Source organism: Aureibacter tunicatorum (assembly GCF_036492635.1).
GTDB lineage: Bacteria > Bacteroidota > Bacteroidia > Cytophagales > Cyclobacteriaceae > Aureibacter > Aureibacter tunicatorum.
Map to the genome: position 1 here is coordinate 4,025,659 of NZ_AP025305.1, position 14,206 is coordinate 4,039,864.

General features: G+C 37.1%; 10 protein-coding genes. 5 read left to right on the top strand and 5 right to left on the bottom strand.

Features of this window, described 5'->3' with window-relative positions:
* Positions 1 to 668: 668 nt before the first annotated feature.
* Positions 669 to 3,878 (top strand): T9SS type A sorting domain-containing protein, encoded by a 3,210-nt coding sequence (locus AABK36_RS16880; RefSeq protein WP_309940137.1) that lies wholly within the window; start codon positions 669 to 671, stop codon positions 3,876 to 3,878.
* A gap of 121 nt (positions 3,879 to 3,999) precedes the next feature.
* On the opposite strand, the gene AABK36_RS16885 is transcribed toward AABK36_RS16880, so the two are convergent.
* Entirely contained in the window at positions 4,000 to 4,407 is a 408-nt protein-coding gene (locus AABK36_RS16885; protein ID WP_309940136.1) for a hypothetical protein, read from the bottom strand.
* Positions 4,408 to 4,418: 11 nt separating this feature from the next.
* The gene (gene lipB / locus AABK36_RS16890) at positions 4,419 to 5,141 is read right to left on the bottom strand and encodes a lipoyl(octanoyl) transferase LipB (protein ID WP_309940135.1); all 723 of its coding nucleotides are present in this window, start codon (positions 5,139 to 5,141) and stop codon (positions 4,419 to 4,421) included.
* 120 nt (positions 5,142 to 5,261) lie between these two features.
* Here lipB and AABK36_RS16895 point away from each other — a divergent pair, with 120 nt between their 5' ends.
* Positions 5,262 to 5,609 carry a YraN family protein gene (locus tag AABK36_RS16895; protein WP_309940133.1) on the top strand — a complete coding sequence of 116 codons (348 nt, stop codon included), beginning with the start codon at positions 5,262 to 5,264 and terminating at the stop codon, positions 5,607 to 5,609.
* 69 nt (positions 5,610 to 5,678) lie between these two features.
* On the opposite strand, the gene infB is transcribed toward AABK36_RS16895, so the two are convergent.
* The 3 genes from infB to AABK36_RS16910 are packed head-to-tail and all read right to left on the bottom strand — an operon-like array spanning position 5,679 to position 10,694.
* Entirely contained in the window at positions 5,679 to 8,918 is a 3,240-nt protein-coding gene (infB, locus tag AABK36_RS16900; protein WP_338390290.1) for a translation initiation factor IF-2, read from the bottom strand.
* A 40-nt stretch (positions 8,919 to 8,958) separates the two neighbouring features.
* Positions 8,959 to 10,200, bottom strand: coding sequence for a transcription termination factor NusA (gene nusA / locus AABK36_RS16905; protein WP_309940130.1), 1,242 nt, complete (start codon positions 10,198 to 10,200; stop codon positions 8,959 to 8,961).
* Between the two features lie 17 nt (positions 10,201 to 10,217).
* Positions 10,218 to 10,694 carry a ribosome maturation factor RimP gene (locus AABK36_RS16910; protein ID WP_309940129.1) on the bottom strand — a complete coding sequence of 159 codons (477 nt, stop codon included), beginning with the start codon at positions 10,692 to 10,694 and terminating at the stop codon, positions 10,218 to 10,220.
* Between the two features lie 264 nt (positions 10,695 to 10,958).
* On the opposite strand from AABK36_RS16910, the gene cysS reads away from it, so the two are divergent.
* The 3 genes from cysS to AABK36_RS16925 are packed head-to-tail and all read left to right on the top strand — an operon-like array spanning position 10,959 to position 14,198.
* Positions 10,959 to 12,455, top strand: a complete 1,497-nt coding sequence (gene cysS, locus AABK36_RS16915) for a cysteine--tRNA ligase (protein ID WP_309940128.1) — start codon at positions 10,959 to 10,961, stop codon at positions 12,453 to 12,455.
* Positions 12,442 to 13,452 carry a M28 family peptidase gene (locus AABK36_RS16920; RefSeq protein WP_309940127.1) on the top strand — a complete coding sequence of 337 codons (1,011 nt, stop codon included), beginning with the start codon at positions 12,442 to 12,444 and terminating at the stop codon, positions 13,450 to 13,452. Before cysS ends, AABK36_RS16920 begins: the two co-directional genes overlap by 14 nt.
* A 14-nt stretch (positions 13,453 to 13,466) precedes the next feature.
* A complete protein-coding gene (locus AABK36_RS16925; protein WP_309940124.1) occupies positions 13,467 to 14,198 on the top strand; it encodes a phosphorylase family protein in 732 nt (243 codons plus the stop codon).
* Positions 14,199 to 14,206 lie beyond the last annotated feature (8 nt).

Consider the following 14,206-nt stretch of genomic DNA (forward strand, 5'->3'; position numbering starts at 1 on the left):
CTATAACAAAACATTAAGTTGTTTCAAAACAACAATATCTTAATAAAAAAAGAGATTTTTTTAACCTGGCTTCCAAGAAATAGGCCAAGCCTTCTTCAAGATGAATTTCATTCTAAACAAAACTCTTAACACAAATCCACTGGAATGAAAACCTAATTTATTTCACAATACACCCTTTATAAATTTTAATTTATTAAAGCTTCTCTCACTGCAGCACCTCCAAAATACTTATCATTTGAATCATATAAATATATTAACATATTGGCAAAATAAATAAAAGCCACTTGAAACCTGGAATCTACCATATCAATACCATTGATTCTGACGGAAAATCTTTAGTCCAAAAAATTACGATAAAGTAAAATGATCACCTATTAATCTATTAAAAAAAGAGAGCTCCTTTCTTAAGGGAGCTCTCTTTTTTTAAACAATTATCATGATCTCTCCACTAAACGTCCAGAAGTAACAATTTTATTTCAACACCCACTTAAAACGAAATCAACATAATCATATAAAAAATTAATTTAATAACACAATATACCCACAAAGAAACATAAAACTCGTTTTAGTAAAATAATAACATAGTAAAACTTAAAATTATTACCTTATTTTTTTGCATAATTATATATATATATAGTATTTCGCAATTACACAACAATACAAAAACGATGAAAAAACTTTCAAAACTACTGATCATCTTGAGTTTTATCTCATTCAACTCATTTGGTCAAACAAAATCCAAACAAGATGGTGTCAGCGGACCTCCGGGTACTTCTGGCCAAAAAATCAGAATCTCCGACAGAAATTTCGAAACGGCCTTGGTCCAAATGGGCTATGATGACAGAATCGACGGGGAAGTCTTGATCAGCAGAATATACAGCATCAGGAAGCTTAATCTCTCAGGCAGAGGAATCAGATTCATTTCCTCTGGAGAATTAAAGTATTTTGATTATCTGTCCGACCTAAACCTTTCAAACAACCAATTAAGCAGCCTAGACATTAGCGCTACAGACATCGGGTATCTCAATGTTTCTAACAACAATCTTACCTCGCTTAATGTCGCAAACGGCAAGATCAATGTATTGAATGCAACAGGCAACAACCTTGAAAAAATCATGGTCGCTGAAACTCAAACAGCTTATGAAGCCAATCAAGGGCAAAAAGGCTGGTCTCAAGATGAAAACACAATATACAGTGTCAATGGATATACGAACGTTCCAGATGAAAATTTCGAAAGAATACTCCTTGAATTAGGAATTGACGACACAAAAGATGGATTTATATCAAATGCAGCCGCCAGCAATGAAACAGAATTAACGATTGAAGGCCTTTACATTTCCGGCGCTGAAAATGACGGTTATATCCGATCACTAGAAGGTATTGAAGCATTCTCAATGCTTAAAACTATCAATTTCACCTACCAACATCCTTCCCTTAGAGAAATCGATTTCTCTAACAACGCGCAACTTGAAGAAATAAAAGGATATGCGAATGGTCTAAGGCATATGGACATATCAAACTGCCCTAAGCTAAAAACGCTTGAATTCTTTGCTTCCAATACTTCCTTTGTTGACTTCAGTCCTAATCCGCTCCTAGGACATATTGTAATTTCTGATAATGATATTACAAGCGTTAATATTTCTAATAACATTAATTTAAAAACATTCAGCTATAGATATGGCAGTTTGAATGATATCGATATCTCAAGCAACCTTGAGCTAGAACATTTGGATTTGCATGGAAGTAATCTAAGCACTATTAATACCAGCAATAATCTTAAATTAAGAGCTTTACTTCTTGACAACAATAATTTAACAAGCATTGATGTTTCTAAAAACACAAATCTTGACTCATTAAATCTCAATGAAAATCAGTTGACGAGCTTAAACACATCAACCTTAAGCAAGTTGATTGATCTTGATGTTAGTATCAATCAGATAGTATCGCTAGACCTATCTAATAATAGAAACCTGATTCATCTTACTGCATACGAAAATCAAATATCTTCCATTGATATTACTATGCTAAATCAACTTAGATCATTAAAAATTGGAGGAAATCTTTTAACTGATTTAAACATAAACAACAACCCTCTATTAACGTATTTAACTCTTCCGAACAATTATAATCTAGGTCAAATTAATGTAACTAATCAGCATGATTTAATACACTTTGCATTTAACAATACCAGCATATCAGATATCGATCTTTCCAACAATTCAAATCTTATTAGACTAGCTGCCCAAAACACAAGGCTTACATCCTTGGATATATCTGCCAACCCGCTAATTAATGACCTCAACACATTAAACAATGATATTAAGTGTATAAAAGTCGCTACGCAACAAATAGCAGATGCTGCAAATGATAGAGTCAAAGATAAATACAATAACCTAATACCTCGAAGCGAAGAATTTAAAAGATGGAGGTTTGAAGCTAGTACAACATGCGCCGTTACATGCGTTGATTGCGGAGATGAAACTCCTTACACTTGTATTCCAGATATCAACTTTGAGCAAGCGCTGATCTATGCAGGACATGATGATGAGCTAGACGGAAGAGTGCTAAGAGATAATATCGATCACCTAACGAATCTAGATGTTCGTTCTAAAAATATCGAAGACTTAACAGGAATTCAAGATTTTGTAGAACTTAAAGGTTTAGATTTAGACAACAATAAATTATCTTATGCAGACTTGTCTAACAATAAAAAATTAGTTAACCTTTTTCTAAATAATAATCCAATCTTATCATCTGTCAACTTAACAGGCTTGGCTAATCTAGAGTTTTTACATGCCATCGAAACTTCATTGAAATCCATTGATCTAAGCACTAACACCGCTATTAAAGAAGCTAGATTTGGATACAGTCATTCCTTGAGCAGTATAAATACTGACAACTGTTCTAATTTAGAAACTCTCAATTTATTTCAATGTAATGTTAGTAGCTTAAATCTTACTGACAATATAAACCTCAAATACTTAAGATGTGACGAAAACAACCTTTCCTCTCTTGATCTAAGTACGAATGAGCAAATAATTGAGGTTATCGCATATGGCAACAATATCACTTCATTTGATATTAGCAATAAAAATCATCTAACAAATTTAGATCTTCGTGTCAATAAAATAACAACGATCGATGTTAATAATAATCCTGAATTAGAAAGCCTTCAAATTGACCAAAACAAGATTTCAAATTTAGATGTATCAAAAAATTCAAATTTGACCTATATTTCTGCACGTGATAACCTAATTACATCAATCAACACCTCTAATCTTGACAAATTAGAAAATTTGATTTTATCTTCAAATAAAATTACTTCAATAAATCTAAATGACAATATAGCACTTAGAAGTATTGATATTGACTATAATGATCTTGAAAGCTTAGATATATCAAACAATCTAAATATAACAGCAACTAATCTGGGCATAACCTATAATGAAAACTTAAGTTGTGTCAAAGTTGCTAACCAAACAATTGCTGATGACATGAACTCTTGGGGATATCCTAACACAAACAATGTCCAATTTACAACAGAGAATTGCAATGCGACAGGTCCTACTAACCCTGGACCAGGCACAGGACCTTCAGATTCAGGCCCGTCTCGTCAAAAAGCCACCACTTCGCTAGATGACAACAATGTCAACAAGCAGCAAGCAATCTATCCGAATCCTGCTGACGACCATATCAATTTGGTTGGCTTTACTGCTCAAGCAGATGTGATAATCATCGACTTAAGCGGCAGAATCGTCCTTAATCAAAAAGTTGGAAATGGAAAATTAAATATAAGCCACTTGAAATCAGGAATCTATCATATCAATACCATTGATTCTGACGGAAAATCTTTAATTCAAAAAATTGCGATAAAGTAAAAAATATTTTATTAAAACAAAAAATTGCACTATATTGTTAATGATAAATGGATCATTTTGATCCCATTTATTTTGAGTTTTTGATAATGAAGCCCGCATACGCGGGCTTTGTTATTATACGCTAATTAAAGCTATAGATTCCCTTCAACCCAATTTCAGGTATTTCTTTGATATTTGGCTCTATAATCATCCCTGCGGGAAAGATGAATCGCTTATCTAGCATTTTTCCATCATAAAAATAGCTCACCCAAAATTCATTATTCAACTCAAAAAGACTCTCCTGAATAGGCTCCACTTTTACATAGCAACCAGAATCCAATTCATCCACTTTATGCCTTAATGTTGTAGTTTTTCTTTCTTCACCGTTCACCTCACCATAACCTTTTGTGGAAATCAAGACAGTTTCAATAGCAAAATCATTGTTATTGATCAAATACACATTCCATTCTTTATCACCTGCTTTATTTAGCTCGTAAGCTATAGCAACGCTAACTCCCGATACTTTGTCTACTTTTATATCCTTTATCATCTTGCTTATTTCTAATCTTGATATTCTATTTCCATTTCAAATAATTCAGCCATATGCTTAACCAAAGCTTGCTCAACTTCTTCCATGATTAGCTCATGGCCTACTTCCTTAGCCAAGGAGGTCACTGCCTTGTCCTGAATACCACAAGGCACTATATTTCCAAAATAAGACAGATCTGTATTAATATTGAATCCAATGCCATGCATTGTCACCCATCGACTGGATTTCACTCCCATTGCGCAAATTTTTCGCGGATTAGGTTGTCCTTCAAAATCAATCCAAACCCCTGTCAAGCCGTCTATCCTTCCTGCCTTTACACCATAATCAGCGCATACTAGAATGACTGCTTCCTCCAATAATCTTAAATACTTATGTATGTCAGTAAAGAAATTATCCAAGTCCAGCAATGGGTAAGCCACTAATTGTCCAGGGCCATGATAAGTAATATCCCCTCCTCTATTGATCTTATAGTACGTAGCTGAGGCTTTTTGAAGTCCTTCATCATTCAATAAAAGGTGTGAAGCATCTCCGCTTTTACCCAAAGTATACACATGAGGGTGCTGACAAACTAGCAAATGATTTTCTGTTAGCTTTTGCTGATCTTCATTATTTCTATTATAAATCTTTCTATCGATAATCGAAGAAAAAATCTCTTCTTGCAAATCCCATGCTTGCTTGTAATCAATAGTACCGAGATTTCGATACCTCACCTTTTTATTCAATGTAGCATTCATGCGCTTCTTATTTCCTTCTAGTACAAATATTGATTTGCAAAAATACACAATGTTGATCAAAGTTTCATGCTTTTCAACATTGGCACTTTACTTGGCAAATAAATATTACACTGGAATTAAATGAAAAATAATATTGACAAAGGTTCTGACGGTGAAAACATCGCTAAAAATTACCTTCAAAGCAAAGGTGGAATTATCAAAGAAATGAACTTCAGGCATTCTAGATATGAAGTAGATTTGATAATTGTTGACAAGAACACTCTCGTCTTCGTGGAAGTGAAAACAAGAATCAACAATTCATTCGGAGAACCAGAAGAAGCTGTCAATGCTAAAAAAATCGATAACGTTCAAAAAGCCGCGAATTACTATCAAGAAAAAATCAATTGGCATGGAAAAATCAGATTTGACATCATTGCGGTCACGCTAACGCCACGTATAGATGTTCTACATATTATTGACGCTTTTTAGAGATTGTAAGTCATAAAAAAAGCCCAACCTTCTTGGCTGGGCTTTCTATTAAATATTTTATAAATCGAATTACTTAAGCTTTCTTTTTACTTCTCTCTGCTCAAATCCTTCAATTACATCATCAACTTTGATATCATTAAAATTCGCAATACTCAAACCACACTCGTAGTTTTGCTTCACTTCAGCGACATCGTCTTTGAATCTCTTCAATTGAGCTATTTCTCCAGTATAAACCACAATACCCTCACGTATGATTCTGATAGAAGAAGATCTCTTCACATATCCATCAGTCACATAACATCCAGCTACCGTACCTACTTTAGATATCTTAAAGACTTCTCTTACCTGAATATTACCAGTGATTACTTCCTCCATCTCAGGATCAAGCATACCTTCCATCGCATCTTTGATCTCATTGATAGCATCGTAAATGATAGAGTAAAGTCTGATTTCAATCTGCTCTTGTTCCGCAATTCTTCTCGCATTGACCGAAGGACGAACCTGGAATCCAATAATAATCGCATCTGAAGCAGAAGCCAACAAGGCATCCGACTCTGAAATCTGACCTACAGCCTTATGAATGATATTGATTTGAACTTCTTCTGTTGAAAGCTTCAGCAATGAATCAGACAATGCTTCAACTGAACCATCCACGTCACCTTTGATGATAATATTAAGCTCCTTAAATGAACCAATAGCCAAACGTCTACCAATCTCATCAAGCGTAATGTGCTTCTTAGTTCGCATACTTTGCTCTCTAAGCAATTGACCTCTCTTAGTCGCAATTTCTCTCGCTTCACGGTCAGTATCCATTACATTGAACTTATCACCTGCCTGAGGCGCGCCATCAAGCCCTAAAACCAATACAGGCGTAGAAGGAGGTGCTTCTTTCAATCTTTTCCCTCTGTGATCAAACATTGCCTTCACTTTACCAAAGTGAGAACCAGCCAACATCACATCTCCTATTCTCAATGTACCAGCTTGAACTAGCACAGTAGCTACATAACCTCTACCTTTATCAAGTGATGCCTCGATAATTGTACCTACTGCAGGCTTTTCAGGATTAGCTTGAAGCTCAAGCACTTCTGATTCTAAAAGGACTTTTTCCAGCAAGTCTTCGATACCAACTCCTGATTTAGCAGAAATTTCTTGGCACTGGTATTTACCACCCCAATCTTCCACTAAGATATTATTCGATGCTAATTGTTCCTTGATTTTATCAGGGTTAGCATTTGGTTTATCTATCTTGTTGATTGCAATTACAATCGGCACATCAGCTTGCTGCGCGTGATTTATCGCTTCTTTTGTCTGAGGCATTACCGCATCATCGGCAGCAACCACGATGATAACTACATCGGTTACTTTCGCTCCACGAGCACGCATCGCTGTAAAGGCTTCGTGACCTGGAGTATCCAAGAATGCAATTCTTTTCCCGCTCTCAGTCATCACATCATAAGCTCCAATGTGCTGTGTGATACCTCCAGCCTCTGACTCAGTTACTTTTGAATTTCTAATATAGTCAAGCAAAGATGTCTTACCATGGTCAACGTGTCCCATGATCGTAACAATTGGCGCTCTTTCTGACAGATCATCCTCTTTGTCTTCTACCTCTTGAACATCAAGCTCATCTTTCGCTGTAGTGAAGTCCACTTCGTAACCAAACTCATCTGCTATCAGCGTAATAGCTTCAGCATCCAATCTTTGGTTGATAGAAACGAACATTCCCATTGACATGCAAGCTGAAATCACATCATTCACAGAAACTTCCATCATTGAAGCCAAGTCATTAGCAGCAATAAATTCCGTCACTTGCAATGTTTTTGCAGCTTCCTGCTCTTGTAGCATTCTTTCCGCATCAGCCTCAGCCGCTCTTCCTCTCTTGTCTTTACGATACTTAGATCTGTTAGCTGTAGTATTCTTCTTGGTTCCACCGCTAAGTTTCGCCAAGGTTGCCTTGATTTGCTCTTGGATTTCCTTATCCGAAAGTTCCTCCTTCTTAGCTACAGGCTGTTGTCTACCGCCTTTTCTGTTATGACCACCTTTTCTGTTATTCTGCTGGTTTTGCTTTCTTTGCTGGTTACCTCCACGACCGCCAGATTGTTGGTTGTTGCCGCCTCCTTGACGATTCTGTTGGTTGCCTCCTTGGCGATTTTGATTACCGCCACCTTGACGATTTTGTTGGTTCCCAGAGTTGTTGCCTCCTTGTCTTCTCTGACCTCCGTTACCTTCGGAGTTCTTGTTACCGTCAGAAGATCTATTAGACTGGTCATTGCCTCCTTTTTGGATACGCTTTCTAGGCCTTTTCTTCTTCTTGTCACCTTTATCGTCGGAAGAAGCTACTGGTTTTTTCTTAGATTTTTGCGTAGGCAATTCAATCTTGCCAAGCACGGTAAGTCCCTTAAGGGTATCTGCCTTCGCTGTGATCAGTTCGTCTTTCTGAGCGATGGACTGTTTTTCTTCATTCTTTGCTACAGCTTCCTCTTTCACTACTTCTCTTTCTATTTTCTCAGATGGTCTATTGTCCTTTTGCTCAGCCTTCTGATCTTGCGGCAGAGCCTTTTTGTTTACGTTTTTATTTTCAGAAACGCTATTGGCTACAGATGGTCTGGCAGATTTCGCTTCTTCTTTTTCTTTAGGCTTAGGCTTATCGGCAGTTTTTGAATCAGAAGAGACAGAATCTTTTTTAGATTCATCAGAAGCTGGCTTCGCTTCATTTTTAACTTTTGGCGGCGCAGGCTTCTCAACAGGCTTAGGCTTAGTTGCTTCTTCAGCTACCTTTTTCTGAGGTTGCGCCGTTTTTTCTTTTTCTTGAGTTGGCTTGTTGGCAACCTCAGGTTTGCTTGAACTTGTGGTTGTTTTTTTCACATTGCCTTTGGCATCAAGGTCAATTTTCCCCAACACCTTTACTCCCTGCAACTTCGGAGCTTCCACTGATGCTTTTTCATCACCTTTCTTTGGCTCTGAAGTCGGCTTCGTGCTAGTCTTAGTTGCAGATGTAGTCACATCCTTAATCAACACCTTTTTCTCCTCTTGCGTCGGAGTAGGCGTTTTTTTGGCAGTAGTATCATCTTTTATCACCACATTTCTTTGCGCATGACTACTACCAATCTTCAATTCAGAAGCCTCCTCTTTCTCTTGCAAAGAAGACTTGTACTCTTTGGCCAGCATATTAAACTGCTCCATAGAGATTTTGGCATTGGGTTTGTTCTCAACCTCAAAGCCTTTGCCTTTCAAGTGCTCTACAATTGTTGACGTTCCTACATTGAGTTTTCGAGCCACCTGGCTCAGTCTCATCATTTTTTCTGCCATATTAAAGTTTTGCCTTTTGCCTATATATTCCTAAAAAATATTATTCAAATTCTTGGTTTAATATTCTTAAAATTTCCGATACCGTTTCGTCCTCTAGATCTGTTCTTCTAACAATTTCATCCAATGAAAGAGCTAAAACACTTTTGGCAGTATCCAATCCTACTTTTTTCAATTCGTGAATAATCCAAGCATCGATTTCATCCGAGAACTCATCCAATACCACGTCTTCGTCCTCTAATTCATCGATATCTCTGTAGACATCAATCTCTTGATCCATCAATCTGCTGGCCAATCTGATATTATATCCACCCTTACCAATTGCCAAAGATACTTGATCTGGTTTTAAGAACACAGAAACACGCTCATTATCTTCGCTAACTTCAATTCTAACGATCTTGGCTGGGCTCAATGCACGTGAAATATATAGTTCTTTATTATCCGTGAAATTAATTACATCTATATTTTCATTGCGTAACTCTCTAACGATACTATGAATACGAGATCCTTTCATACCCACACATGCTCCTACAGGATCAATTCTCTCGTCGTAAGACTCAACAGCAACCTTAGCTCTTTCTCCCGGCTCCCTTACAATCTTCTTAATCGTAATCAAACCATCAAAAATCTCAGGCACTTCCGCTTCGAACAACCTTTCCAAAAACACAGGAGAAGTTCTAGACAAGATAACCTTTGGATTACCATTGATCATCTCTACTTTATGAATCACTGCTTTCAACGATTCACCTTTGCGGTATCTATCCTTAGAAATTTGCTCCGACTTCGGCAATGAAAGTTCATTATTATCCGTATCAACAACGATAATCTCTCTGCTCAATATCTGAACTACTTCCGTTACGATAACTTCGCCGACTCTTTCTTTGTATTTTTGAAACAAAAGATCCTTTTCAAGGTCTTTAACTTTCTGCATCAAAGTCTGTCTAGCAGTCATCACAGTTCTACGTCCGAAATCAATAAGCTTAACTTCCTCTGCCACTTCTTCTCCGATCTCAAAATCCGGCTCTATTTTTTTGGCATCGCTCAAGCTAATTTTATCATGATCCCAAATATCCTCAGAGTTGTCATCAACAATTTCCCTAAATCTCCATATCTCCAAGTCCCCCTTGTCAGCATTTACAATAACGTCAAAATTGTCATCGTAATTGTACTTCTTCCTGATCATCGTTTTGAAAACATCTTCCAAAATCCTGATCATTGTCGGGCGATCTATATTCTTCTTTTTCGCAAACTCTGCAAAAGATTCAATAAGCGTTGAACTATCCATATTATATCAAATAATTCCTAAAATTGGATCAAAATATTCGTTGTCAAAATTTCTTCGAATGGGATCGTAATCGATTCTTTCGGATCTTTTTTCGTTTTCCCATCCTTAAGTACTTTTATAGTGTCCTCATCACTTGCTTCCAGCAAACCGACAATCGGCTCGTCAGAGCTTCCTGCCAACTTAACCTTCACCTTGCGGCCAATGTTCTTAATGTATTGCCTTTTAAGCATTAGCGGGTAATCCAACCCAAAAGAAGACACTTCCAGCCTATATGCAGTCGAAATCAAATCTTCTTCTTCCAGATAAGCTCCCAATTGGCGGCTTATTCTCCCGCACTCGTCTACATTCACGCCTTGATCTCCATCAATTAAAATCAAGACCTTCTTTTTTCCTCCATCTCCTGTGATAATCACGTCAACCAAAAAATATGTTGGGTCGGTGATCAACTCATTTACCTTCTCGGCAATACGATCTTTTAATGAACTATTTTCCATGCAATAAAAACAAAAGAAAAAAGGGGACTAAATGTCCCCTCCTCTCACATACCTTAATTCATTCGCAAAGTTACTACATAATATTTTGTATTGCAAACTTACTTTCCGCATTTACAGCAAAGAGATGCAATATTATACCATTTCTTGCTTCATTTATGATGAAAGAATACCGCAAAGATTCTTTATTTAATCTCAAATTTTTAAATTGCGTCATGGGAGAAGAAAACTTCATTCTCATTTAAACACAAACCATTAATAAGATTGATGCTCACCGATTTAAGGATATACAATACTCTAACTAAAAATAAAGAAAAATTCGAATCCATCACACCTGGCCATGCCGGCATGTACGTGTGTGGTCCAACAGTTTATTCAGATGTGCACTTGGGCAATATTCGCACATTTATGAGCTTTGATATCGTCTACAGGTACCTTATGCAATTGGGGTACAAAGTTCGTTATGTCCGAAATATCACTGATGTAGGACATTTAGTCGGTGACGCTGATGAGGGAGAAGATAAAATTGCAAAAAAAGCCAAGCTTGAAAACTTGGAACCTATGGAAGTCGTGCAGAAATACACTAATGGCTTTCATGATGCCATGAAAACTTTCAATATCCTTCCCCCAAGCATTGAACCTCAAGCAACAGGCCATATTCTTGAACAAATTCAGCTCATCCAAACATTGATTGACAATGGAGTAGCTTATGAGTCCGATGGTTCCGTTTATTTTGACATTGAAAAATATAGCGACAAGCATAATTATGGAGTCCTTTCCGGACGTGTTGTCGAAGAGTTATTGCAAACAACAAGAGACTTGGATGGGCAAAATGAAAAGAAAAACAAAGCGGACTTCGCTCTTTGGAAAAAAGCAGCGCCAGAACACTTGATGAGATGGGAGTCGCCTTGGAGCCTAGGATTTCCTGGATGGCACCTTGAGTGCACCGTAATGAGCACTAAATATCTAGGCAAGACATTTGACATCCACGGTGGCGGTATGGATTTAAAATTTCCGCACCATGAATGCGAAATAGCTCAAAGTGTAGGAAGCTGCGGAGAAGTGCCTGCAAAATACTGGATGCATACAAATATGCTTACTGTCAACGGACAAAAAATGAGTAAATCTCTGGGCAACTCATTCTTGCCTAAAGAGCTTATTGAAGGCAGCAACTCTCTGTTCAGTAAAGGATACAGTCCAATGACCATAAGGTTTTTCATGCTTCAGTCGCATTACTCTTCCACATTGGATTTTTCCGACGAAGCATTATTGAGTGCTCAAAAAGGTTATCGAAAACTTGCTAATGGCTTGAAAACGATCAAGCAATTAGAGTACACTAATAACGAAGCTGAAGTTTCGCTTAATGAAAAAGTCATCGGACAGATCAATGGCATCTGCGATAATTGTTTCCGAGCCATGAATGACGATTTCAATACAGCGAAAACAATTGCTCATCTTTTCAACCTACTTAAAAAAATCAATTCTGTTAATACTGGCAATCTTAAACCTAGCGAAATAGGCAAGGACGTTTTCGATAGAATGATCTTGACATTCACTTCATTCACGAGTGACGTATTAGGTATTCTTGAAGAACAACCAGAAGATGTCGACGGATTGATTTCTGTGATTTTAGATTCTTACAAAGAAGCTAAGGAAGCAAAAAACTATGACAAAGTCGACAAGATCAGGTCCGAGCTTAAAGACAAAGGTCTGTTAATTAAAGACATGAAAGATAAAATCGATTGGGCATATGATGAAAATTAAAAATTTGAATGTTTTCGCCTTAGTCATAATATTGGCGATAAACTTTAGCTCTTGCACGAAAAAGCAAAGCAGTCAAACTAAAAGCGTATCAAAACCTTCAAAAGAATCCCATTCGGTTCCTGTAAACGTCCCTGTCTTCAACAGCGACTCTGCGTATCAATTTATTCAGGATCAAGTCGATTTTGGTCCTAGAGTGCCAAATACAAGAGCGCATACAGATTGCGGGGAGTACTTATACAGCAAGCTAAAACAGTATGCTGACTCAGTAACCAAGCAAGAGTTTGAAATGGATGACTTCAGAGGCGAGACACTTTACCTAACAAATTACATCGCTAGTTTTGCACCTGAAAAATCCGAAAGAATTTTGTTATCCGCTCACTGGGACACTCGCGAATGGGCTGACAAGGATAGTGTAGACATTAAAAAACCTATATTGGGAGCCAATGACGGTGGTAGCGGAGTTGGTGTATTGCTTGAAATTGCAAGGTTGCTTCAACAGAACAAAGCTGGTTTGAATGTTGGAATAGACATTATTCTCTTCGATGGAGAAGATGTTGGAGAACCTCAATTTTATAAAGGCCCCCATAAAGAGGATACTTGGTGTCTCGGCTCTCAATACTGGTCTAAAAATGCTCGCAACGAAGGATATACTGCCAGATATGGAATACTTCTGGATATGGTTGGGGCTAAAGATGCTAAATTTTTCAAGGAAGGTTTTTCTGAAAGATATGCTGGAAAAATTTTAAGCAAGGTATGGAAAACAGGACAAAAACTTGGCTATAGCGACAAGTTCATTGATCAAATCGCATATCCTATCACAGATGACCATTATTACATCAATACATTAGCTCATATCAGAACAATCGACATCATAGATTATGATAATGATTTTGGCGAATATCATCATACGCATGATGACAATATGTCAATAATCGATAAATCTACGTTGAATGCTGTAGGAAGAACAGTTCTTCAAACTATTTATGAAGAAAAATAATTGATTTCGAAAGAATGAATCATATACTTATCATCATGGCGATGGAAGCTGAAGCCAAGCCAATCATTAATCATTTAGATTTAAATCCATTAGGAAAACTAGATGACAATCTTCAATCCCTAGCTTTTTCCGGAAAAATTAATGAAACAAGAATCACTTTAGTCATTAATGGAAAAGACAAAAGATTTGGAGTTGACAGTATTGGCACTGTACCAGCATCTATTGCAACTTTTTCAGCCATCAAAAGATTCAATCCTGATCTTGTCATCAGTGCGGGAACTTGCGGAGCATTCAAAAACAAGGGAAGCAAAATAGGTGACGTATACCTAAGCACTGTATTCAAAAATCACGATAGAAGAATATCAATTCCTGAATTCGATAAATATGGCATTGGAAATTATCAAAGCGCTAACTTTGAACACCTTATTGATGAAATAGGCTTAAAAAAAGCAGTTGTCTCTTCAGGGAATTCGCTTGACATGTGCGATACGGACATGGACATTATCAATGAAAACGAGTCAGTTGTAAAAGAAATGGAAGCCGCTGGCATTGCCTGGGTAGCAGAACAATTTTCCACACCATTTGTGGCGCTAAAATCTGTAACGGATCTAGTCGACGGAGAGCTTGAAGCTCATGAAGAGTTTCTTATCAATCTTGAAAAAGCCTCCAAAGCTTTAAAAGAAAAAGTAATCGCCTTCTTAGAACTATTGACAAAAAAAGATATAAAAGAAAAGCTGCTTGTTTAAGCAGCTTT

Bases quoted from the DNA above. Each gene is read 5' to 3' on its own strand.
- lipB (WP_309940135.1), bottom strand. From the start codon at position 5,141: ATGAATGCTACATTGAATAAAAAGGTGAGGTATCGAAATCTCGGTACT.
- AABK36_RS16910 (WP_309940129.1), bottom strand. From the start codon at position 10,694: ATGGAAAATAGTTCATTAAAAGATCGTATTGCCGAGAAGGTAAATGAG.
- AABK36_RS16885 (WP_309940136.1), bottom strand. From the start codon at position 4,407: ATGATAAAGGATATAAAAGTAGACAAAGTATCGGGAGTTAGCGTTGCT.
- AABK36_RS16920 (WP_309940127.1), top strand. From the start codon at position 12,442: ATGATGAAAATTAAAAATTTGAATGTTTTCGCCTTAGTCATAATATTG.
- AABK36_RS16925 (WP_309940124.1), top strand. From the start codon at position 13,467: ATGAATCATATACTTATCATCATGGCGATGGAAGCTGAAGCCAAGCCA.
- nusA (WP_309940130.1), bottom strand. From the start codon at position 10,200: ATGGATAGTTCAACGCTTATTGAATCTTTTGCAGAGTTTGCGAAAAAG.
- cysS (WP_309940128.1), top strand. From the start codon at position 10,959: ATGCTCACCGATTTAAGGATATACAATACTCTAACTAAAAATAAAGAA.
- AABK36_RS16895 (WP_309940133.1), top strand. From the start codon at position 5,262: ATGAAAAATAATATTGACAAAGGTTCTGACGGTGAAAACATCGCTAAA.
- AABK36_RS16880 (WP_309940137.1), top strand. From the start codon at position 669: ATGAAAAAACTTTCAAAACTACTGATCATCTTGAGTTTTATCTCATTC.
- infB (WP_338390290.1), bottom strand. From the start codon at position 8,918: ATGGCAGAAAAAATGATGAGACTGAGCCAGGTGGCTCGAAAACTCAAT.